The organism is Amycolatopsis balhimycina FH 1894, assembly GCF_000384295.1.
Taxonomy (GTDB): domain Bacteria; phylum Actinomycetota; class Actinomycetes; order Mycobacteriales; family Pseudonocardiaceae; genus Amycolatopsis; species Amycolatopsis balhimycina.
Window position 1 is genome coordinate 8676009 of sequence record NZ_KB913037.1, and the last position, 20351, is coordinate 8696359.

The following is a 20351-nucleotide window of genomic DNA, read 5'->3' on the forward strand; positions in this document are numbered from 1 at the left end:
CAGAGCGTTTCTGACCGCTTCGCTTCGAAACCCTGGGCAGCTCCCGCGCGGTCTGTTACCTGTGTCATTCAGAAGACTCCCGGTCGCAAGGAGGCGCCGATGAGATCGCTGTCGAAGGTGTTCAGGCTGCTCATGCTGTTCGTGCTCGCCGGTGGGCTGCTGGCCGCCGTCCCGCCGCAGGCCCAGGCGTCCACCGCCGGGTTGCGGGGCGTCAACTGGGCCGACCAGAGGGACAACTTCGTCAACGGCGTGCTGTACGTGTCCGGGCTGACCTCCTCGGACACGTACTCCTCGGCCGCCGCGACGGCCGACCAGGTGGTCGGGCAGCTGTACTCGATCTCGGGAGCCAACACGGTCCGGATGCCGATCAACGAGCCGACGGTCGCGAACTACTGGGGCACCTACACCGGGGCGATCGACACCGCGCTCGCCAAGGGCAAGGTGATCCTGGCGTACTGGGCCTACAGCGGCGGCAAGCCCGCGAGCACGGCCGGGTTCCAGCAGATGTGGGACAAGGTCGTCGGCAAGTACGGCGGCAACCCCAACGCCTTGTTCGAAGTCATCAACGAGCCCTACAGCTACAGTGCCGGTGACCTGAACAACTTCTACGACGCTTGGCTGGCCCGTTATCCCAGCGTGCCGCGAAGCCGGGTGATCCTCGACGGCACCGGCGACGCGCAGAACGTGCCCGCGGTCGGCGGCGACCACCGGCTCGACGGGACGCTGCTGGCGGCCCACGACTACTCGTTCTTCGCGGGCTACGAGAGTGAAACCGAGTGGGCGAACCACCTCGGCGGCTACATCGGCGCGTACGCGGACCGCACGGTCGTCACCGAGTGGGGCGGTCCGATGTCGCCCGGCAGCAAGAACGGCGTCCACTACGACACGATCGACTACAGCATCCCGAGCGGGTCGTTCTTCGCCGACTACATCCGGGGCGTGAGCGCGAAGATGCGGAGCCTCGGCGTCGGGAGCGTCTACTGGCCGGGCCTGCGCGACGGCGACTGGTACAGCCTGACCACCAAGACCGGAACCGGCTCCGGAACCAAGCTGACGCTGTCGAACGCCAGCGGGCTGACGCGGCTGCGGTACGCGTGGGGGATCGGCGACGGCGGCGGTACCTACGTCCGGATCGTCAACGCCGCCACCGGCCTGTACGTCGACGGGCTCGGCCGCACCACCAGCGGCGCCAACGCCGGCCAGTCCGGTGGCGACGCCGGCCGCTCCGAGCAGCAGTGGGTCATCGAGAACTCCGGGAACCGGGTGCGCATCAAGAACCGCGCCACCGGGCTCTACCTGGACGGCGTGGGCCGCACGTCGAACGGCGCGGCAGTGGGCCAGTACGCCGCGAGCGGCAGCGCCAACCAGCAGTGGTCGGTGGTGACCGACGCCGACAACGTGCGCATCAGGAACGGCGCCACCGGCGAGTACCTGGACAGCATGGGCCGCACGAGCAGTGGTGCCGATCTGGGCCAGTACGCCGACAGCAGCAGCGCCAACCAGCGGTGGCGGATAGTCGCCGCCGGCTGAATCCGCCGGGCGTGTTCGGGCCGGGCCAGTGTTGCGCGTCCGAGGTTCGTTGACAGCGCGGCGGCGAGGGCGAGCGTCGTGAATGACTCATTCAGGTCTTCGGAGGTCCTGAATGAGTCATTCACGACCTTTGGTCGGGGCTAGCGAGCCTCGCCAGGGCTGGCGAGCGCCCTGACTCCAGCGGCCCGAGCGTCGAACAACTTGCGACGCGCGGCACTAGACGTGCTGCCCGGTGCGCAGCAGTCCGGTGACCGCGGTGGCGTACCGGGCGACGACGACGTCCGCGACGCGCGGGTCGTCCGCCAGTGGTGCGGCGATGAACGCGCCCGGGTCGGCTTCACGGGCCAGCCGCGCGATCCGGTCGGGGAGCAGGCCCGGCGCGAGGAACCACGACGCCACCACGAGGTGACGGACCCCGCGGGACCGCAGCTTTTCGGCGGCCGCGGGGATGTCCGGCTGGGTGGCGCTGGCGAATGCTTCGCTCACCGGCAGCCCGAGCCGCTCTTCCCACCGCGCCGCCAGTGAAGCGACGACCGCGTTCGCGGAGGCGTTCGACGAGCCGACCGCGCCGACGAGCACGCCCGTGCCACGGCGGCGGGGCGCGGCGGCCAGCCGGTCGAGGGCGACCGCTTCCAGTGCCGGGTCGGCACCCAGCACGTCCGACACCTGGACGCGGAACCCCGGGCACGCCGCGACGACCTCGTCGATCAGCGCGGGCAGGTCGACCCGGGCGTGGAAGGCGCTGCCCAGCAGCAGGGGTACCACGACCGCCGTCCGGTGCCCGGCCGCGTGCAACGACCGCAGCACGTCCGTGACGAGTGGCGCCGAAAGGTCCAAAAAGGACTCATAGACCGAGATGCCCGGTGCCTGCGCGCGCACGACGTCGACGAGTGCCCGCACGGTCGCCGCCGAGCGGGGGTCACGGCTGCCGTGCGCGACGGCCACCAGGGGAGGCGTCACGAGAAGCGCTCACCCACCAGGCCCGCGGCCAGGGTGTCGCCGTCCTTCGGGTCGATCACCAGGAACGCGCCGGTGCGCGGGCTGACGCCGTAGTCGTCGACGCCCAGTTCCTCGGCCAGCCGCAGGGAGACAAGGCCGATGTCGTTGAGCTCCAGCGACGCCGGTGAGTCCACACTGGACAGTGTCTGCTCGTCGAACCGGGCGTGCAGCTCGTCCACCAGCGCCTGGACCGTGCGGGTGCCGTGCTTGACGAGCACGCGCGCGCCCGGCTTCAGCGGCTTGGACGACAGCCAGCACAGCGTGCCGGTGATCTCGTCGGTGATCCGCGGGGGCGAGTCGGCGGCCGCGATCAGGTCGCCGCGGGAGATGTCGATGTCGTCGGTGAGCAGCAGCGTCACGGAAGTCCCCGAGCCGGCCTCCTCGAGTGGCCCGTCCGCGGTGTCGATCCGCTCGACGCGGCTGCGGATGCCCTGCGGCAGCACCACGATCTCGTCGCCCGGCCGGACCGTGCCGGCGGCGATCTGACCCGCGTAGCCGCGGTAGTCCGGGTACTCGGGCGTGCGCGGGCGGATCACGTACTGCACCGGGAACCGCAGCGCCGAGTCGTGCGGGTCGGGCGCGACCGGCACCTCCTCCAGGTGCTCCAGCAGGCTGGGCCCGCTGTACCACGGCGTCCGCTCCGAGCGCGACGCGACGTTGTCGCCCTCCAGCGCCGAAACCGGGATCGCGAGCACCGAGCCCCGCGGGTAGCCCAGTGTCTCGGCGTGGGTAGCGAACTCCTTCGCGATCACCGTGAACGTCGCCTCGTCGTAGTCGACCAGGTCGATCTTGTTCACCGCCAGCACCAGCTGCGGCACGCCGAGCAGGGCCAGCACGGCCGCGTGCCGCCGGGTCTGCTCGATCACGCCCTTGCGCGCGTCGACCAGCAGCACGGCCAGCTGCGCGGTGGACGCGCCCGTCACGGTGTTGCGCGTGTACTGCACGTGCCCCGGCGTGTCGGCCAGCACGAACGACCGCCTCGGCGTGGCGAAGTACCGATACGCGACGTCGATGGTGATGCCCTGCTCGCGCTCCGAGCGCAGGCCGTCGACGAGCAGCGAAAGGTCCGGAGTGGACAGTCCCTTGTCGACGGACGCGCGGGTGACGGCGTCGAGCTGGTCGGCGAGCACCGACTTCGTGTCGTACAACAGCCGCCCGACGAGGGTGGACTTGCCGTCGTCGACGCTCCCGGCGGTGGCCAGGCGAAGCAGCGAACTCATCAGAAGTACCCCTCACGCTTGCGGTCTTCCATGGCCGCCTCGGACATCCGGTCGTCGGCGCGGGTGGCGCCGCGTTCGGTCAGCCGCGACGCCGACACCTCGGCGATGACGTCTTCGACGGTGGTCGCGGTCGACTCGATCGCGCCGGTGCACGAGCCGTCGCCGACGGTCCGGTAGCGGACGGTCAGCTCACGGACTTCTTCGCCCGGCCGCGGGCCGCCCCACGGTCCCTCGGCCAGCAGCATCCCGTCGCGCAGGTACACCTCGCGCTGGTGCGCGTAGTAGATCGACGGCAGCTCGACCTTCTCGCGGGCGATGTAGTTCCAGACGTCGGCCTCGGTCCAGTTGGACAGCGGGAAGACGCGGACCTGCTCGCCCGGGCGGTGCCGCCCGTTGTAGAGGTTCCACAGCTCGGGGCGTTGCCGACGCGGCTCCCACTGGCCGAAGGCGTTGCGGAGGCTGAAGATCCGCTCCTTCGCCCGGGCGCGTTCCTCGTCCCGGCGGCCGCCGCCGAAAACGGCGTCGAACTTGTTCTCCGAGATGGTGTCCAGCAGCGGCGTGGTCTGCAGCGGGTTGCGCATCCCGTCGGCGCGCTCTTCGAGGCGGCCGTCGTCGATCCAGTCCTGGACCTTCGCGACGAGCAGGCGCAGGCCGTGGCGCTCGACGACGCGGTCGCGGAACTCGATCACCTCGTCGAAGTTGTGCCCGGTGTCCACGTGCAGCAGCGGGAACGGCACCGGCGCCGGCCAGAACGCCTTGATCGCCAGGTGCAGCAGCAGCGTCGAGTCCTTGCCACCGGAGAAGAGGATCACCGGCCGGTCGAACTCGCCCGCCACCTCCCGGAAGATGTGGATGGCCTCGGACTCCAAAGCCGCGAGATTGTCCTGTGCCGCATCAGTAGCGGGCTCCAAGGTCGTCATGCGTCCCTTCCTCAGCCGTGCAGTCCGCACTCGGTCTTGCTCTGCCCGGCCCACCGGCCGCTGCGCGGGTCCTGGCCCGGCGCCACGCGAGCCGTGCAGGGCGCGCAGCCGATCGAGAGGTAGCCGATCGAGACCAGCGGGTTCTCGAGGATCCCGTGCTCGCGGATGTAGCCGTTGAACTCGTCGTCGGTCCATGCCGCGATCGGGTTGACCTTCACCAGGCCGTTGCGGTCGTCCCAGGTGACGATCGGGGTGTTCGCGCGGGTCGGCGCGTCGACCCGGCGGACGCCGGTGACCCACGCCGAGTAGTGCGAGAGGGTCTTGCGCAGCGGGACGACCTTGCGCAGGTTGCAGCACAGCGTCGGGTCGCGGTCGTGCAGCTTCGCGCCGTACTCCGCGTCCTGCTCGGCGACGCTCTGCTCGGCCTGGGCGTTCACGATGCGAACGCCCGGGTAGACCGTCTGCACGGCGTCACGCGTGCCGATCGTCTCCGGGAAGTGGTAACCGGTCTCCAGGAACAGGACGTCCACATCGGACTTCACCTGGGTGGCGAGGTCGATCAGCACGGCGTCCTGCATGTTGGACGCGACGATGAAGTCGTCGCCGAACGTCTCGACGGTCCAGCGGATCGCTTCGTCGGCGGTGGCGTCGGCGAGCTCCTTCGACGCGCGCTCGGCGAGGGTCTTGTAGTCGGCGGTGGCGGTCATCGGGAAACCTCCGGGAGGGACAGGCCGAGGAACTTGACCGAGAAAACCCGGCGACAACTGGAACACAGCCAGCCGCCGTTCTCTTCCGGCCTGAGGTCCTCGTCGCCGCAATAAGGGCAGTAGAACGGTGCCGCGCGCTCATCGGAGGTCACTGGAGGGCACTTTCCTCGGCGCGGGCGGCCCACTGCGCGAACCGCTCGCCGGGTTCGCGGCCGGTCACGTAGTTGCGCACGACGCGCTCGACATACCCGGTCAGCTCCGACGCGGTCACCTTGTGGCCGCGCAGCTTCCGGCCGAACCCGGCGTCGAGGCCGAGCCCGCCGCCGAGGTGCACCTGGAAGCCTTCGACCTGGTTGCCTTCGGAGTCGGTGACGATCTGGCCCTTGAGGCCGATGTCGGCGGTCTGGATCCGCGCGCAGGAGTTGGGGCAGCCGTTGAGGTGCACGGTCACCGGCGTGTCGAGGCCGTCCTGGATGTCCGCGAGGGACTTCTCGAGGTCCGCGACGAGTTGCTGCGCGCGGGCCTTCGTCTCGACGATCGCGAGCTTGCAGAACTCCAGCCCGGTGCACGCCATCACGCTGCGCCGCCACGGCGACGGCTTCGACTCCAGCCCCAGCTCGGCCAGCTCCGCCGAGAGCGTCGCGACCTGGGCCTCGGGGACGTCGAGCACGACGAGCTTCTGCTGCGGGGTGAGCCGGACGCGGCCCGAGCCCGCCCGCTCGGCGGCCTTGGCCACGGCGACGAGCGTGCCGCCGGAGACGCGGCCGGCGACCGGCGCGGCGCCGACGTAGAACTTGCCGTCGACCTGTGGGTGCACGCCGACGTGGTCGATCGGGACGGCCGGGTCGACCGGCGGCGGGCCGTCGATCAGCTCGCGCTTGAGGTACTCGTCCTGCAGCACCTGCCGGAACTTCTCCGCGCCCCAGTCCTTGACCAGGAACTTGATCCGGGCCCGCGAGCGCAGCCGCCGGTAGCCGTAGTCGCGGAAGATCGAAATGACGCCTTCCCAGACGTCCGGGACCTCGTCGAGGGGCACCCAGGCGCCGAGGCGCTTCCCGAGCATCGGGTTGGTCGAGAGGCCGCCGCCGACCCAGACGTCGAAGCCGGGCCCGTGCTCCGGGTGGTCGACGCCGACGAAGGCGATGTCGTGGATCTCGTGCGCGACGTCGGGCTGGCCGGAGATCGCGGTCTTGAACTTGCGCGGCAGGTTGGCGAACTCCGGCTTGCCGATGTAGCGCCGCTTGATCTCGTCGATCGCCGGGGTGCCGTCGATCACCTCGGCCGCGGCGATGCCCGCGACCGGCGAGCCGAGGATCACACGCGGGCTGTCGCCGCAGGCCTCCATCGTCGTCATGCCGGCGTTCTCGAGCTTGGCCCAGATCGCCGGGACGTCCTCGATCCGGATCCAGTGGTACTGGATGTTCTGCCGGTCGGTGATGTCGGCGGTGTCGCGCGCGTACGCCTGCGAGATCTCGCCGAGCACGGTGAGCTGCGCGGTGGTCAGCGCGCCGCCGTCGATCCGGACTCGCAGCATGAAGTAGCGGTCGTCGAGCTCCTCGGGCTCCAGCGTCGCGGTGCGGCCGCCGTCGATCCCCGGCTTGCGCTGGGTGTAGAGGCCGAACCAGCGGAACCGGCCGCGCAGGTCACCCGGGTCGATCGCGTCGAACCCTCGGTGGGCGTAGATGTTCTCGATGCGCGCCCGCACGTTGAGCGGGTGGTCGTCCTTCTTGGACCGCTCGTTCGGGTTCAGCGGCTCCCGGTAACCGAGCGCCCACTGCCCTTCGCCGCGCTTCTGCTTGGCGCGCGCGGGGCGGGCTGGGGTCTGGGGCGTGGCCATGGCGGCGTCCTCCGAGAGGCTTTTCGTGGCGGCGGAGGCCCGCCGGCTCGCGGGGTTCCTCCGGCGCCGGCTGTCCAGATTTCGTGGCAGGTGGTGGCGACGGCAGTTCAGCGAACGGGTACGCAGAGGGCGCTGGCGACCCGCAGGAGGTCGACGTGGCGGCGGGCCACGAGGAGAACACCGGCATGAGTCACGACCTCAGCGTGCCACGCGTCCACAATGTGGTCCAGGACTGCCCGCATGGTGGGAGGAGGGTCACTCACCTGGGAAAACCGTGTCAATCGCCCTCCTGCGTCCTCTTGCGCGACTCAGATCACTATGGTCGGAGTGCTACGAACGCAGTGACGGGCGGAGGCGGTCAGCGCCGGCATCGTGACAGGTGTTCACCCGATCGGCCTCTCGGCGCGACCGAGCGTGGCGGGGTGGACAATCGCAGGGTGCCCGAGCTGCGTCCCGACCCCGCCACCCCGATCGACCCCGCCTTGCCGGAAAGCGCGCTGAAGAGGCTCGGGAGCAGAGCGTTCGGGGTCTACGTGCACGTCCCGTTCTGCGCGACGCGCTGCGGCTACTGCGACTTCAACACCTACACCGCGGGTGAGCTCGACTCCGGTTCGTCGCCGCAGTCCTGGCTGGAAGGACTGCGGCGGGAACTGGAGCTCGCGGCCCGTGTGCTGGTCGTGCCACCGGCCGCCGACACCGTGTTCGTCGGCGGCGGCACGCCGTCGCTGCTCGGCGCTGACGGCCTCCGCTCGGTGCTCGACGCCGTCCGCGACGTCTTCGGGCTCGCCCCGGGCGCCGAGGTGACGACGGAGTCGAACCCGGAGTCGACGTCGCCGGAGTTCTTCGCCGGGATCCGCGAAGCCGGCTACACGCGCGTCTCGCTGGGCATGCAGTCGGCCGCGCCGCACGTGCTGAAGATCCTCGACCGCGTGCACACCCCGGGCCGTCCCGGGAAGGCCGCCGCCGAAGCCCGCGCCGCCGGCTTCGAGCACGTGAACCTCGACGTGATCTACGGCACGCCGGGGGAGCGCGCCGACGACCTGCGGGCGACGCTCGACGCCGTGCTGGCCGCGGGAGCCGACCACGTCTCGGCGTACGCGCTGATCGTCGAGGAGGGCACGGCGCTGGCCCGCCGCGTGCGCCGGGGCGAGCTGCCCGCGCCGGACGACGACGTGCTGGCCGCGGACTACGAGATGATCGACGCCACGCTGTCGGCGGCGGGACTGCGCTGGTACGAGGTGTCGAACTGGGCGGCGTCCGACGAGGCTCGCTGCCACCACAACCTCGGCTACTGGCGGGGCGACGACTGGTGGGGCGCCGGTCCGGGCGCGCACAGCCACGTCGGCGGGGTGCGCTGGTGGAACGTCAAGCACCCGGCGCGCTACGCCGCCTTGCTCGCCGAGGGCGCCTCGCCCGCGGGCGGGCGCGAGGTGCTCAGCGACGACGACCAGCACCTGGAACGGATCATGCTCGAACTCCGCGTCGCCGAGGGGCTTCCGCTCGACGTCCTCGACGGGCCGGGACTCGCCGAGGCTCGCGCGGCCGCGGCCGAAGGCCTGCTCGATCCGTCCGCTTTGGACTCCCGGGGCCGCGCGGTGCTCACCGACCGCGGGCGGCTGCTCGCCGACGGCGTGGTCCGCCGGCTCGCCGGCTGAGCCGTCCGGGAATGAAACCGCCGCGGCCGGTCGTTGCTTGTATTCAGCAACGACTTTCGAGGAGGCCCCATGGCGCGCGCGATCAGGTTCGACGAGTACGGCGACGTGGAGGTTCTGCGGGTCGAGGACGTGCCGAAGCCGGCTCCGGGACGGGGACAGGTGCTCGTCGAGGTCCGTGCGGCCGGGATCAACCCGGGTGAGGCGGCCATCCGCCGGGGGTTCCTGCACGAGCGCTTCCCGGCGACGTTCCCGTCCGGCCAGGGAAGCGACTTCGCCGGCGTGGTCACCGAGCTCGGTGCGGGCGTCGAGGAGATCGCCGTCGGCGACGAAGTGATCGGCTTCGTCAACACGCGCTCGAGCCACGCCGAATTCGTCGTCGCGGAGGCGGAGAACCTGACGCCCCGCCCGGACGGCGTGCCGTGGGAGGTCGCCGGTTCGCTCTTCGTCGCCGGGACCACCGCGTACGCCGCGGTGCGCGCGGTGAGCCCGCGGGATGGGGAGACCGTCGTCGTCTCGGGCGCCGCCGGTGGCGTGGGTTCACTGGCCGTGCAGCTCGCGAAGCTGGCCGGCGCCACTGTGATCGGCCTGGCCGGCGAAGCCAACCACGCGTGGCTGCGCGAACTCGACGTGATCCCGGTGGCCTACGGGGACGGCGTCCTCGAGCGGATCAGGGAAGCCGCGCCGGACGGCGTGCACGCGTTCGTCGACACCTTCGGCTCCGGATACGTGGAACTGGCCCTGCACCTGGGCATCCACCCCGGACGGATCGACACGGTCATCGACCGTGCCGCGGCCGCGAAGTACAACGTCAAGACCGAAGGCAACGCGGCCGCGGCGTCGGCCGAGGTGCTGCGCGAGCTGAGCCTGCTGGTGGACAAGGGATTGCTGGAGGTGCCGGTCGCGCGCGTGTACGCGTTGGACGAAGTGCGTGACGCCTACCGCGAGCTGGAGAAACGGCACACACGCGGCAAGATCGTCCTGCGCCCCTAGTCCCGGTCAGACGACGGCGACGGCGTCGATCTCGACGAGGAACCCCGGCGCCAGGCCGGCGACGACGTGGACCGTGATCGCCGGTGGCGGGTCGGCGCGGTTCCAGACCTGCTGGAAGGCGGCCACTCCTTCGTCGAAGGTGTGGCCGTCCACCACGGCGATGCGCCAGTGCACGATGTTCGCCAGGGTCGCGCCCTCGCTTTCCAGGATGGTCGCGAGGTTGCGGAACGCCTGCAGGGCCTGCTCCCCGACCGTGGGGCCGACGAGCTTGCCGTCCGCGTCGACGCCGTTCTGGCCGCCGATGTAGATCGTCTTCGCGGGCTGTTCGACCACGACGGCCTGGCTGAAGGCCGGGCTGCGGTGGAGTCCCTCGGGGTTGATGTGCCGGACGGCCATCGGTAGCCCTCTCTGCCGACGTGGGTGCGTGACGCCAGTCATAGTGGGTGCCCGCGAACGAACGCAACCGGCTACTTCTTCGCCGCCATGGCCTTGAGCCCGGCGAGGAACGTGTCGAGGGCGAAGCCGAGGCGTTCGGCCGCCGTCTCGGCCGAGAAGAACTCGCCGATCCGCAGCATGTTCGGGAACGCTTCGGCGGGCAGTGAGCGCATGTAGTCCACCATCTGCCGGCCGCGTTCGCTGACTTCGGCCGCGTCGATCTCGCCCCAGGTCCAGCCGCTCGCTTCGTACGCGTATGCCTTCGCGTAGAGGCCCAGCGCGTCGCCCGCGAAGGTCGCCTGCTTGAGTTCGAGGCCGCCGGCCCGCAGCAGGGCGAGCATCGCCTCGCCCAAGCGCAGCGAACTGGGCGTGACCGGCACGGCGATGTCCCACGCCACGCGCGCGATCCCGGGGTGGGCGACCATCACCCGGATCTGGGCGTGGACGAGGTCCTTGACCTGCTCGTCCCAGCGCGCCGGATCGGGCTCCGGCAGCGGCACGCCGGCGAGCACCGCGTCGAGCATGAGCTCCGCCAGTTCGTCCTTGTTGGAGACGTGCGCGTACAGCGACGCGGGCCCCGTCTCGAGCTCCTGCGCGATCCGCCGCATGGTGACCGCGTCGAAGCCCTCCTTCGCCAGGACGTCCAATGCCGTCTTCACGACGAGCTCCTGGGAGAGCGCGGGTTTCGCGGCGCGGCGGCCCGGGGGACGGCGCCACGGCGGCGGGGGAACGGTCACGCGAACACTGTACTTGACGCGAACGTCGTTCGTATGTAGAACGGTGTTCGTTCGACGAACAGCGTTCGAAGGGGATCTCATGACCACTGCCGAAGCCGATGTCCGTGCCGTGCTCGAGCGGCTCACCCAGGCCTGGAACGACGGCGACGCCACCGCGTACGGGCGGCTCTTCACCGAAGACGCGGACTACGTGACGTTCTTCGGGCTGAACTTTCCGGGCCGCGAAGCGATCGAGGAGTCGCATCGCGCGCTCTTCGAAGGCCCGCTCAAGGGCGTCAAGCTGACCGGGCAGCTCGGCGCGGCGGCGAAGGTGCGGTTCGTCCGGCCGGACGTCGCCGTGGTCGTCGCCGGTGGCGGCTCGTCGCTGACCGGCGCGGACACCGCGGACGAAGGTCGCGAATCGACCGTGAGTTTCGTGCTCGTCCACGACGGCGGCGAGTGGCTGATCACCGCGTTTCAGAACACGCGCGTCTCGGATCCGCGCTCGTGAAAACGCTTGCGGAGGCCGCCGGGGTCGTCGCGCGGCCACCCGGTGAGGTGTTCGAGCGGCTGCGGCGCACGCTCGCCGGAGGTGCGTACCCGATGCGGATGGAGGTCGACCGCGAGCGGGGGTTCCTCGCGGTTCAGGGCGGCTGGTGGTATCGCGCCGAGTACCGCGTCACGCCGGATCCGGCCGGCGCCCGCGTCGAACACCGGGTGCTGAACGTGGCTTCCCGGGGCCGCTGGGGTGTGCCGCTCGTCAACCGGTTCTTCCTCGGATTCCGGGCTCGCACGGCTGTCGCTTTCGCGCGGATGCTCGAGGAACTGGGTACCCCGCAGTAGCCGTGCGCCGGTTTTCCCGCGTAGGGTGAGTTAGGTAACCCTTAGCGAACTTTGGAGTGGTGATGGCTGAAGCACCCCGGCGGTCCGGGCGTCCCGCGGTGCGGCTGCGGGTGCTGCGCAGCGAGCGCCTGACCCCGCACATGATCCGGATCGTCGCGGGCGGCGAGGGCATCGCCGGCTTCGCGCCCAACGCGTTCACCGACGCCTACGTGAAGGTGCTGTTCAAGGTGCCCGGCGTCGAGTACCCGGAGCCGTTCGACGTCCAGGAATGCCGCGCCACGCTGCCGCGGGAGCACTGGCCGCGGCAGCGCTCCTACACTGTTCGCGCGTTCGACCCGCAGGCCGGCGAGCTCGTCATCGACTTCGTCCACCACGGCGACGAGGGCATCGCCGGCCCGTGGGCGGCCGCGGCCCAGCCGGGCGACGAACTGCTGCTCTCCGGTCCCGGCGGCGCGTACGCGCCGGGCGCCGAGGCGGACTGGCACCTGCTGGCCGGGGACGAAAGCGCCCTGCCGGCCATCGCGGCGTCGCTCGAAGCGCTCCCGGCCGGCGTCCCCGTCCACGCGGTGATCCTCGTCGAGAACGCGGACGAGGAGCAGCCGCTGGTCACGAAGGCGGACGCGCAGATCACCTGGCTGCACCGCGCTTCCGGCGGCGACGTCGCGGCGGCGGTGCGCGCGCTGCCGTGGCCCGACGGCGTCGTGCAGGCGTTCGTGCACGGCGAGGCCGGGTTCGTCCGGGAGCTGCGGCGGTACCTGCTCGACGAGCGCGGGGTGCGGCGCGAGCTGCTGTCGATCTCGGGGTACTGGCGCTTCGGGAAGAACGACGAAGCCTGGCGCGAGGAGAAGGCCGCCGAGCGGGCGCGGGAGAAGTAACCTCGCCGCATGGCGGAACTCGAAGTGGACGTCGACCCGGCCGATGCGGGGTTCGACGCGGACCGGCTCGCGCGGATCGACGCCCATTTCGATCGGTATGTCCAGGATGGCCGGTTGCCGGGGTGGCTCGCGGTGGTGCGCAGGCACGGCCGGACCGTGCACGTCGGACGAGGCGGGCACCGCGACGTCGAAGCCGGGCTGCCGGTCGAGACGGACACGCTGTGGCGCATCTTCTCGATGACCAAGCCGATCACGTCGGTCGCCGCGATGATGCTCGCCGAAGAGGGCTTGCTGGAGCTGGACGACCCGATTTCGCGGTGGTTGCCGGAGTTCGAGTCGTCGCGGGTGTTCGTCAAGGGGTCGGCGCTCAAGCCGTTCACCGAGCCCGCCCGCGAGCCCATCCGCGTGTGGCACCTGCTGACGCACACGGCGGGCCTCACCTACGGCTTCCACCACGGCCACCCGGTGGACGCGATCTACCGGGCGGCCGGCTTCGATTGGGGCACGCCGCGCGGTCTTGACCTGGCGGCGTGCTGCGTGCAGTGGGCCTCCCTGCCGCTGCTGTTCCACCCCGGCGCGGAGTGGAACTACTCGATCGCGACCGATGTGCTCGGCCGGGTCGTCGAAGTGGTGTCCGGCCTTCCGCTGGACGAGTTCTTTTCGTCGCGGATCTTCTCGCCGTTGGGCATGGCGGACACCGGCTTCGTGGCCTCGTCCGGTTCCCGCCTGGCGGCCTTGTACGTGCCGGACCCGGCGTCCGGCCGCGCGGTGCGGAACGACGCGTTCGGCCGCCTGGGCACGTCCCGCCCGGACTGTCTTTCGGGCGGCGGCGGCCTGGTGTCGTCGGCGGCGGACTACGGCCGCTTCACGGAGATGCTCCTGCGCGGCGGCGAACTCGACGGCGTGCGGTTGCTGTCCCCGCGCACGGTTTCCCTCATGGCGAGCAACCACCTGCCCGGTCACGTGGACCTGGAGGCATACGGACGGCCGTTGTTCGCGGAGATGCCCTTCGACGGCCACGGTTTCGGCTTGGGCTTCTCGGTACTGGAGGACCCGGTGAAGGCCCGGACGCTGTCATCGGCAGGCGAGTTCGCCTGGGGCGGCGCGGCTTCGACGGCGTTTTGGGTGGATCCGGACGAGGACCTGACGGTCGGGTTCTACACGCAGCTGCTGCCGTCGAGCACCTACCGGCTGCGGCCGCAGCTGCGGCAGCTGGTCTACCAGGCGTTGGTGGACTGAGCTTCGCAAGCGGACCCCGCCGCCGGATCACGTTCTGGCCGCTTCGGACACCGCGCAGCGCGTGCCCGAAGCGGCGATGCGGTACCTCCATGATGTTCAGTCCGGGGCACAGAGCGTGTCCGGGGCGGGCACCGCACCGGCGACGAAGTAGTCGTCCAGCGACTTGTCGATACAGGCGCTCTTGCCGCGGGAACCGTGGCCGTACGTGTCGAGGCTCAGCAGGCGGGCGTTGCCCAGCAACCGTTCCGCCCGTTGGGCGCCGGCGTAGGGCGTCTCCAGGTCGCCCTGGCGGTTGGCGAGCAGGAGGATCGGCGCCGTCGGACGGTTCCACGGTCCGGTGTAGCGGCCCGTGTCCGTGACGTCCCAGGTCGCGCAAGGGAGTGTCTTGTAGACGTCGAACGGTCCGAAGCCGCGGGCGACGCGGTCTGCGCGACGGGCGTAGTCCCACCAGACCGCGGGGTCCCGCGGGTTCGCCGCGTCCGAGCACAGCGTCGCGCCGCCGCCCAGCAGGGAGTCGATGTCCGGCGGGCCACCCTGGACCGCCGGAACGCGGCTTGAGGCCGGGTCGGCCAGGGCTTGGAGGAACGCCGCCAGCTGGGGCGCCGCCTGCGCGTCGGTCAGGTAGTCGTGGATCCGGGCGATCGCGCTTTGGCCGGTGACGACGACCTGCTGTCCGGCCGTGTCGGTCACCGTGATCGGGCCGCGTTCCAGCCGGTCCAGGACCTTGCCGTAGTCGAAAGTGCAGTGGGCACCGCAAGCGTCCAAAAAGGATTGGAGGGCCCGTGGGGCGTCCTCGAAGCCGTGCAGGCGGTAGCTCATCGGGCCTGGGCCGGTCGACCAGCGCACCGGGTCGTCGACCGCGTCGAGGGCCAGCGAGCCGACCCGGCCGGGGAACAGGTTGGCGTACGTTTCACCGATGTAGGTGCCGTACGACTTCCCGTAGTACCGCAGCTTCGGCTCGCCGAACGCCGCCCGCAGCCGGTCCAGGTCGCGGGCGATCGTCCCGGTCGACAGGTGGTTCGCCAGGGGTCCCGCGTTCTGCTCGCAGAGGTCGGTGACCACGCGGGTGTCCGCGATCTGCTGCCGCTCGGCCTCGCGCGTCAGCGGGAACGTGCCGAGTGCCCGTTGCAGCACTTCCAGCTGCGACGGGTCGGTGAAGCAGTGGATCTTCGAGCTGGCGCCGACGCCGCGCGGGTCGATCCCGACGATGTCGAAGCGGGCGTGCAAGGCGGGCGTCAACGCGGGGGCGAACAGTCCGGACGAGCCCGGGCCGCCCGGGTTGTAGAAGATGGTGCCCAGCTTGTGGGCCTGGTCGGTGGCGGGCAGGCGGGCGACGGCGATGCGCGCCGACCCGGCCGAAAGGTCCTGATAGGACAGTGGGACGTCGAGGTGGCCGCACTGGTAGCCGGCCTGGCACGAGTCTTCCCAGACGATTCCGGCGGGGCTCGCCGCGGCCGCGGGCGCGCTCAAGGCGACCACGCTCGCGGCGGCCCCCAGAGCCAGCGCAGCACGGAGTTTCCGAGGATTCATGCTCCCGATCGTCCCGTCACCAGGACCGGGGGCGCGCTGGTGCGCGCCCCCGGAACCGGGGTAGGGCGGCCCCTACGTGGTGAGTTTTGGGATGATCTGGGCGCCGTAAGAAGCGAGGGTCGCTTCGCGGTCGTCGTGCATCAGGTACAGCGAGAACTGGTCCACGCCCAGTTCCGCCAGCTCCTGCAGCCGTTCGACATGGGAAGAAGCCGGGCCCAGCAGGCAGAACCGGTCGACGATCTCGTCCGGGACGAACTCCGTCGACGGGTTGCCCGCCTTGCCGTGGTGGCTGTAGTCGTAGCCCTCGCGCTCGCGGATGTAGTCCGTCAGCTCCCGCGGTACCGCCCCCGACGAGCCGTACCGCGCCACCAGGTCCGCGACGTGGTTGCCGACCATCCCGCCGAACCAGCGCAGCTGTTCGCGCTGGTGCGCCAGGTCGTCGCCGACGTACGCCGGGGCCGCGACGCAGATCGTGATGCCGCCCGGGTCCCTTCCCGCCGCGCGGGCCGCGTCGCGGACCGCGCCGATCGTCCAGCGGGCGATCGCCGGGTCCGCGCACTGCAGGATGAAGCCGTCCGCGTGCTCGCCGACCGTCTGCAGCGCCTTCGGCCCGTACCCGGCCATCCACATTTCGAGCTGCCCGTTCGAGATCCACGGGATCTGCACGGTCTTCTCGTTCATGGTCACCGGGCGGCCCTCGGCCAGGTCCTTGACCACGCGCATGCAGTCGCGGACGGTGGCCAACGTGGACGGCGGCTTGCCGACCACCCGGTGCGCCGAGTCGCCGCGGCCGATGCCGCACACCGTGCGGTTGCCGTACATGTCGTTGAGCGTGGCGAACGTCGACGCCATCACCGACCAGTCCCGCGTGCCGGGACTGGTCACCATCGGCCCGACGACCATCGACGACGTCGCCGCGAGGATCGCCGAGTAGATGACGAACGGTTCCTGCCACAGCACGCAGGAGTCGAACGTCCAGCCGTAGCGGAACCCGGCGTCCTCGGCGTCCTTCATGAGCCGCACGACGTCCCGCGCGGGCGGGTCCGTCTGCAGCACGATCCCGAAATCCATGCTCACCTCAGTTCAGGTACTGGTTCAGCGAGCGGGACAGGAACTTGCCGTGCGACGTCGACCCGGTGAAGCCGTCAGGCGACACGACGACGCGCCCGCGGGACAGCACGGTGTGCACGCGACCGGTGATCTCGAATCCCTCGTACGCCGAGTAGTCCACGTTCATGTGGTGCGTCTCGGCCGACAGTGTCTGCGTCGCCGAAGGGTCGTAGATCACGATGTCCGCGTCCGAACCCGCCGCGATGACGCCCTTACGCGGGTACAGCCCGAACATCCGCGCCGGTGTCGCCGAACATGTCTCGACCCAGCGGCCGAGCGTCAGCTCGCCGGCGACGACGCCCTGGTGCAGCAGGTCCATCCGGTGTTCGACGCCCGGTATCCCGTTCGGGATGGCCCGGAAGTCGCCGCGCCCCAGTTCCTTCTGGTCCTTGAAGCAGAACGGGCAGTGGTCGGTCGACACCACGGAGAGGTCGTTCGTCCGCAGCCCGCGCCACAGGTCCGCCTGGTGCGACTTCTCCCGCAGCGGCGGCGATGCGACGTACTTCGCGCCCTCGAAGTCCGGCTTCGCCAGGTCCTCAATGGACAGGTACAGGTACTGTGGGCACGTCTCGGCGAAGACGTTCTGACCCTCGTTGCGTGCTTCCGCCACCGCCGCCAGCGCTTGCGACGCCGAAAGGTGCACGATGTACAGTGGCGAGCCGGTCACCTTCGCGAGCTGGATCGCCCGCGACGTCGCTTCTCCTTCCAGTTCCGGTGGCCGCGTCAGGCCGTGCTGCACCGGGTCGATGTTCCCGGCCTCGAACGCCTGCGCGGCCAGCTGGTCGATCGCGATGCCGTTTTCGGCGTGCATCATGATCGTAGCGCCGATTTCGCGCGCTTTCTGCATGGCCAGCAGGATTTCCCCGTCCGTGGAGTAGAACACCCCCGGGTACGCCATGAACATCTTGAAGCTGCCGACGCCACCGTCGACGCAGGCTTCCATCTCCTTCAGCGACTGGTCGTTGACGTCGGAGACGATCATGTGGAAGCCGTAGTCGATCGCGCAGTTTCCGTCCGCCTTCGCGTGCCACTTGTCCATTGTGGACAACAGTGACGTGCCCTTGGCCTGCACGGCGAAGTCGATGATCGTGGTCGTGCCGCCCCACGCCGCCGCCGTGGTGCCGGTCGAGAACGTGTCGACGGAGTGCGTGCCGCCGAACGGCATCTCCATGTGGGTGTGGGCGTCGATGCCGCCGGGCAGGACATACTTCCCGGTGGCGTCGATCGTCTCGTCGCCGGTCAGCGTCCCGGGCGCCCCGACGGCGGCGATGGTCTCGCCGTCGACGAGGACGTCCGCCAGGAGCGCGCCGGACGGCGAAACGACCCGGCCGCCCTGGATGAGCGTGGTCATCAGGCCTCCGCGAGCGGGCCGTAGGTGTCCGGGCGGCGGTCGCGGTAGAACGCCCACTGGTTCCGGACGTCGTCGAGCAGCCCGAGGTCGAGATCGCGCACCACGACCTCGTCGTCGGTGTCGGACGCGGCGTCGCCGACGAGCTGGCCCTTCGGGTCGACGAAGTACGTCTGACCGTAGAAGTCGTTGTCGCCCAGCGGTTCCACGCCGACGCGGTTGATCGCGCCGACGAAGTACTCGTTCGCCACCGCGGCCGCCGGCTGCTCCAGCTTCCACAGGTACTGCGACAGGCTGCGGCTGGTCGCCGAGGGGTTGAACACGATCTTCGCCCCGGCCAGGCCGAGGGCACGCCAGCCCTCCGGGAAGTGCCGCTCGTAGCAGATGTAGACGCCGATGCGGCCCACGGCGGTGTCGAACACCGGGTAACCGAGGTTGCCGGGCCGGAAGTAGAACTTCTCCCAGAACCCCTGGACCTGCGGGATGTGGTTCTTGCGGTACTTGCCGAGGTAGGTGCCGTCGGCGTCGATGACCGCGGCGGTGTTGTAGTAGACGCCGGGCTGCTCGACCTCGTACATCGGCACGATCAGCACGATGCCGTGACGCTCGGCGACCTCCTGCATGAGCCGCGTGGTGGGCCCGTCGGGAATGGCCTCGGTGTAGGAGTAGTAGTCGGCGTCCTGCACCTGGCAGAAGTACGGCCCGTAGAACAGCTCCTGGAGGCAGACGACCTGGGCGCCCTGCGAGGCGGCGGTGGCGATGTGGTCGACCGCCGCCTTGATCATGGACTCCTTGTCACCCGTCCACCGCTGCTGGATCAATCCGGCTCGGACGACGCTCACTTGCTTCCTCCTTGGTTGAGGGAAGGGTCAGTGCGGCGAAGACGGCGAAGGCGCCGACCAGGCCGATCACCCAGTTGTAGTCGTAAAGCGGCTTGAGGAACGGGATCAGGCCGTCGGCGGGGAAGGGCCCGCCGTACGCACCGCCGACCGCGAGGAGGGCTCCCACCAGCGTCGCGACCAGCGCGCGCCAGTTCCAGCCGCCGGTGAACCAATACACCCCATCGGGTGTGTAGAGGTCCTTCAGCCGCAGCTTCGTGCGGTTGACGAGCCAGTAGCCGGCGACGAGCACCCCGGCGACCGCGCCGAGCAGCCCGCCGTAGAAGCCGAGCCACGCGAAGATGTAGATGTTCGGGTCCGAGTACAGCCGCCAGGGCTGGATGAGGATGCCGATGACGCCGGTGATCCCGCCGCCGACCGCGAAGGTGATCTTCTTCGGGAACGCGTTCGAGAAGTCGTAGGACGGGCTGACGACGTTGGCCGCGAGGTTCGCCGAGATCGTCGCCAGCACCAGCGCGACCAGGGCGACGACGACCACGGCCGGGCTGTCGAACTTGTCGGCCAGTTTTGCCGGGTCCCAGATGTCCTCGCCGTAGAGCACGTGCCCGCCCGACGTGGTCAGGATGGCCACGATGGCGATGAACGTCATCGTCGTCGGCAGGCCGAGGATCTGGCCGCGGACCTGCTTGCGCTGGCTGCCGCCGAAGCGGGTGAAGTCCGGCATGTTGAGCGACAGCGTCGACCAGAACGCGATCATCGCCATCAGCGACGGCGCGAACACCTTCCAGAAGTCCGGGCCCCAGCCGAGCTTGCCGCCGTCGGACAGGATCGGGCCGAGCCCGCCCGCCTTGACCAGCACGTACCCGAGCATGACCAGGAAGCCGACCGACACCAGCGGCGCCGTCCAGTTCTCGAACCGGCGGACCGCGTCCATGCCGCGCCAGATGATGAGCATCTGGCCGATCCAGAAGACCACGAAGGACAGCCAGAGCGTCCAGTGCTGTCCGGCTACGACGGCGGAGTCGCGCCACCACGAGCCGAGCAGGCGGCCGAGGATGACGTAGATGGCCTCGCCGCCGACCCAGGTCTGGATGCCGAACCAGCCGCAGGCGATGAACGCCCGCAGCAGCGCGGCCAGGTTGGCGCCGCGCAGGCCGTAGAACGCGCGGGCGAACACCGGGAACGGGATGCCGTACTTCGTGCCGGCGTGGCTGTTGAGCAGCATCGGCGCGAGCACGACCAGGTTGCCGATCGTGATCGTGAGCAGCGCCTGCACCCAGTTCATGCCGAGCGCGATGAGCGACGCGGCCAGGGCGTAGCTGGGGATGTTGTGCGCCATCCCCATCCAGAGCGCGAAATAGTTGTAGGTGGTCCAGGTCCGTTTTGCGACGGGGACGGGGGCCAGCTCTTCGTTGAAGAACCGGCTGCCTTCGAGAGACCCGACGTCGGCGGGGTTCAGTTCGACCCGGCCGTCGTCGTGCACGCGCTGGTCTGCGGGTGTCGGCGCCATTGCGGAATCCTGCGCGCCTGGTCATCGCCGGTGCAACGGCAGTCTGTT

21 protein-coding genes are annotated in these 20351 nt (G+C 70.2%); 7 read left to right on the plus strand and 14 right to left on the minus strand.

The window, feature by feature from the left end; all coding sequences use genetic code 11:
• Window positions 1–99 precede the first annotated feature (99 nt).
• The gene (locus tag A3CE_RS0139880; RefSeq protein ID WP_020645700.1) at window positions 100–1530 is read left to right on the plus strand and encodes a ricin-type beta-trefoil lectin domain protein; all 1431 of its coding nucleotides are present in this window, start codon (window positions 100–102) and stop codon (window positions 1528–1530) included.
• 216 nt (window positions 1531–1746) lie between these two features.
• On the opposite strand, the gene A3CE_RS0139885 is transcribed toward A3CE_RS0139880, so the two are convergent.
• The 7 genes from A3CE_RS0139885 to A3CE_RS59985 all read right to left on the minus strand — a co-directional run bounded on the left by A3CE_RS0139885 (window position 1747) and on the right by A3CE_RS59985 (window position 7455).
• The gene (locus tag A3CE_RS0139885; protein WP_026469313.1) at window positions 1747–2490 is read right to left on the minus strand and encodes a sirohydrochlorin chelatase; all 744 of its coding nucleotides are present in this window, start codon (window positions 2488–2490) and stop codon (window positions 1747–1749) included.
• Window positions 2487–3749, minus strand: coding sequence for a sulfate adenylyltransferase subunit 1 (locus A3CE_RS0139890; RefSeq protein WP_020645702.1), 1263 nt, complete (start codon window positions 3747–3749; stop codon window positions 2487–2489). Before A3CE_RS0139890 ends, A3CE_RS0139885 begins: the two co-directional genes overlap by 4 nt.
• Window positions 3749–4669, minus strand: a complete 921-nt coding sequence (cysD, locus tag A3CE_RS0139895) for a sulfate adenylyltransferase subunit CysD (protein WP_026469314.1) — start codon at window positions 4667–4669, stop codon at window positions 3749–3751. The genes A3CE_RS0139890 and cysD overlap by 1 nt, the downstream gene beginning before the upstream one ends.
• An 11-nt stretch (window positions 4670–4680) precedes the next feature.
• On the minus strand, window positions 4681–5376 hold the full coding sequence (locus A3CE_RS0139900; RefSeq protein WP_020645704.1) for a phosphoadenylyl-sulfate reductase: 696 nt from the start codon (window positions 5374–5376) through the stop codon (window positions 4681–4683).
• On the minus strand, window positions 5373–5528 hold the full coding sequence (locus A3CE_RS58930; protein ID WP_043791336.1) for a hypothetical protein: 156 nt from the start codon (window positions 5526–5528) through the stop codon (window positions 5373–5375). Before A3CE_RS58930 ends, A3CE_RS0139900 begins: the two co-directional genes overlap by 4 nt.
• Window positions 5525–7213: a nitrite/sulfite reductase gene (locus tag A3CE_RS0139905; RefSeq protein ID WP_020645705.1), complete on the minus strand. Its 1689-nt coding sequence runs from the start codon at window positions 7211–7213 to the stop codon at window positions 5525–5527. Before A3CE_RS0139905 ends, A3CE_RS58930 begins: the two co-directional genes overlap by 4 nt.
• A 107-nt stretch (window positions 7214–7320) precedes the next feature.
• Window positions 7321–7455 carry a putative leader peptide gene (locus tag A3CE_RS59985; protein WP_020645706.1) on the minus strand — a complete coding sequence of 45 codons (135 nt, stop codon included), beginning with the start codon at window positions 7453–7455 and terminating at the stop codon, window positions 7321–7323.
• Window positions 7456–7650: 195 nt separating this feature from the next.
• Between A3CE_RS59985 and hemW the strand changes: the two genes are divergently transcribed.
• Both hemW and A3CE_RS0139920 read left to right on the plus strand, forming a co-directional pair.
• Complete coding sequence (hemW, locus tag A3CE_RS0139915; RefSeq protein WP_020645707.1) at window positions 7651–8868, plus strand: radical SAM family heme chaperone HemW; 1218 nt, start codon at window positions 7651–7653, stop codon at window positions 8866–8868.
• A gap of 69 nt (window positions 8869–8937) precedes the next feature.
• Complete coding sequence (locus tag A3CE_RS0139920) at window positions 8938–9858, plus strand: NADP-dependent oxidoreductase (protein ID WP_020645708.1); 921 nt, start codon at window positions 8938–8940, stop codon at window positions 9856–9858.
• Window positions 9859–9864: 6 nt separating this feature from the next.
• Here the strand turns inward: A3CE_RS0139920 and A3CE_RS0139925 are convergent, their stop codons facing one another.
• Together A3CE_RS0139925 and A3CE_RS0139930 are read right to left on the minus strand one after the other, a co-directional pair.
• Window positions 9865–10254: a RidA family protein gene (locus A3CE_RS0139925; protein ID WP_020645709.1), complete on the minus strand. Its 390-nt coding sequence runs from the start codon at window positions 10252–10254 to the stop codon at window positions 9865–9867.
• A gap of 71 nt (window positions 10255–10325) precedes the next feature.
• Window positions 10326–10940, minus strand: coding sequence for a TetR/AcrR family transcriptional regulator (locus A3CE_RS0139930; protein ID WP_026469315.1), 615 nt, complete (start codon window positions 10938–10940; stop codon window positions 10326–10328).
• Window positions 10941–11109: 169 nt separating this feature from the next.
• On the opposite strand from A3CE_RS0139930, the gene A3CE_RS0139935 reads away from it, so the two are divergent.
• The 4 genes from A3CE_RS0139935 (at window position 11110) to A3CE_RS0139950 (ending at window position 13966) form a co-directional block, all read left to right on the plus strand.
• Window positions 11110–11520 (plus strand): SgcJ/EcaC family oxidoreductase, encoded by a 411-nt coding sequence (locus A3CE_RS0139935; protein WP_020645711.1) that lies wholly within the window; start codon window positions 11110–11112, stop codon window positions 11518–11520.
• A complete protein-coding gene (locus A3CE_RS0139940; protein ID WP_020645712.1) occupies window positions 11517–11852 on the plus strand; it encodes a hypothetical protein in 336 nt (111 codons plus the stop codon). Before A3CE_RS0139935 ends, A3CE_RS0139940 begins: the two co-directional genes overlap by 4 nt.
• Before the next feature lie 62 nt (window positions 11853–11914).
• Window positions 11915–12727 carry a siderophore-interacting protein gene (locus A3CE_RS0139945; RefSeq protein ID WP_026469316.1) on the plus strand — a complete coding sequence of 271 codons (813 nt, stop codon included), beginning with the start codon at window positions 11915–11917 and terminating at the stop codon, window positions 12725–12727.
• 9 nt (window positions 12728–12736) lie between these two features.
• A complete protein-coding gene (locus tag A3CE_RS0139950; protein ID WP_020645714.1) occupies window positions 12737–13966 on the plus strand; it encodes a serine hydrolase domain-containing protein in 1230 nt (409 codons plus the stop codon).
• 96 nt (window positions 13967–14062) lie between these two features.
• Here A3CE_RS0139950 and A3CE_RS0139955 read toward each other — a convergent pair whose 3' ends face one another.
• From A3CE_RS0139955 to A3CE_RS0139975, 5 genes are all read right to left on the minus strand, one after another.
• Window positions 14063–15496: an alpha/beta hydrolase gene (locus A3CE_RS0139955; RefSeq protein WP_026469317.1), complete on the minus strand. Its 1434-nt coding sequence runs from the start codon at window positions 15494–15496 to the stop codon at window positions 14063–14065.
• A 72-nt stretch (window positions 15497–15568) separates the two neighbouring features.
• Window positions 15569–16567 carry a TIGR03842 family LLM class F420-dependent oxidoreductase gene (locus tag A3CE_RS0139960; protein WP_020645716.1) on the minus strand — a complete coding sequence of 333 codons (999 nt, stop codon included), beginning with the start codon at window positions 16565–16567 and terminating at the stop codon, window positions 15569–15571.
• Window positions 16568–16574: 7 nt separating this feature from the next.
• A complete protein-coding gene (gene hydA, locus A3CE_RS0139965) occupies window positions 16575–17957 on the minus strand; it encodes a dihydropyrimidinase (protein WP_020645717.1) in 1383 nt (460 codons plus the stop codon).
• The gene (locus tag A3CE_RS0139970) at window positions 17957–18739 is read right to left on the minus strand and encodes a nitrilase-related carbon-nitrogen hydrolase (RefSeq protein ID WP_043792957.1); all 783 of its coding nucleotides are present in this window, start codon (window positions 18737–18739) and stop codon (window positions 17957–17959) included. Before A3CE_RS0139970 ends, hydA begins: the two co-directional genes overlap by 1 nt.
• 10 nt (window positions 18740–18749) lie before the next feature.
• On the minus strand, window positions 18750–20303 hold the full coding sequence (locus A3CE_RS0139975; protein WP_020645719.1) for an NCS1 family nucleobase:cation symporter-1: 1554 nt from the start codon (window positions 20301–20303) through the stop codon (window positions 18750–18752).
• Window positions 20304–20351 lie beyond the last annotated feature (48 nt).

What these genes read in the sequence shown, in the direction of transcription:
- A3CE_RS0139880 (WP_020645700.1), top strand. Translation starts at nt 100, where the DNA reads ATGAGATCGCTGTCGAAGGTGTTCAGGCTGCTCATGCTGTTCGTGCTC.
- A3CE_RS0139890 (WP_020645702.1), bottom strand. Translation starts at nt 3,749, where the DNA reads ATGAGTTCGCTGCTTCGCCTGGCCACCGCCGGGAGCGTCGACGACGGC.
- cysD (WP_026469314.1), bottom strand. Translation starts at nt 4,669, where the DNA reads ATGACGACCTTGGAGCCCGCTACTGATGCGGCACAGGACAATCTCGCG.
- A3CE_RS0139900 (WP_020645704.1), bottom strand. Translation starts at nt 5,376, where the DNA reads ATGACCGCCACCGCCGACTACAAGACCCTCGCCGAGCGCGCGTCGAAG.
- A3CE_RS0139905 (WP_020645705.1), bottom strand. Translation starts at nt 7,213, where the DNA reads ATGGCCACGCCCCAGACCCCAGCCCGCCCCGCGCGCGCCAAGCAGAAG.
- A3CE_RS59985 (WP_020645706.1), bottom strand. Translation starts at nt 7,455, where the DNA reads ATGCGGGCAGTCCTGGACCACATTGTGGACGCGTGGCACGCTGAGGTC.
- A3CE_RS0139920 (WP_020645708.1), top strand. Translation starts at nt 8,938, where the DNA reads ATGGCGCGCGCGATCAGGTTCGACGAGTACGGCGACGTGGAGGTTCTG.
- A3CE_RS0139925 (WP_020645709.1), bottom strand. Translation starts at nt 10,254, where the DNA reads ATGGCCGTCCGGCACATCAACCCCGAGGGACTCCACCGCAGCCCGGCC.
- A3CE_RS0139935 (WP_020645711.1), top strand. Translation starts at nt 11,110, where the DNA reads ATGACCACTGCCGAAGCCGATGTCCGTGCCGTGCTCGAGCGGCTCACC.
- A3CE_RS0139945 (WP_026469316.1), top strand. Translation starts at nt 11,915, where the DNA reads ATGGCTGAAGCACCCCGGCGGTCCGGGCGTCCCGCGGTGCGGCTGCGG.
- A3CE_RS0139950 (WP_020645714.1), top strand. Translation starts at nt 12,737, where the DNA reads ATGGCGGAACTCGAAGTGGACGTCGACCCGGCCGATGCGGGGTTCGAC.
- A3CE_RS0139955 (WP_026469317.1), bottom strand. Translation starts at nt 15,496, where the DNA reads ATGAATCCTCGGAAACTCCGTGCTGCGCTGGCTCTGGGGGCCGCCGCG.
- A3CE_RS0139960 (WP_020645716.1), bottom strand. Translation starts at nt 16,567, where the DNA reads ATGGATTTCGGGATCGTGCTGCAGACGGACCCGCCCGCGCGGGACGTC.
- hydA (WP_020645717.1), bottom strand. Translation starts at nt 17,957, where the DNA reads ATGACCACGCTCATCCAGGGCGGCCGGGTCGTTTCGCCGTCCGGCGCG.
- A3CE_RS0139970 (WP_043792957.1), bottom strand. Translation starts at nt 18,739, where the DNA reads ATGATCAAGGCGGCGGTCGACCACATCGCCACCGCCGCCTCGCAGGGC.
- A3CE_RS0139975 (WP_020645719.1), bottom strand. Translation starts at nt 20,303, where the DNA reads ATGGCGCCGACACCCGCAGACCAGCGCGTGCACGACGACGGCCGGGTC.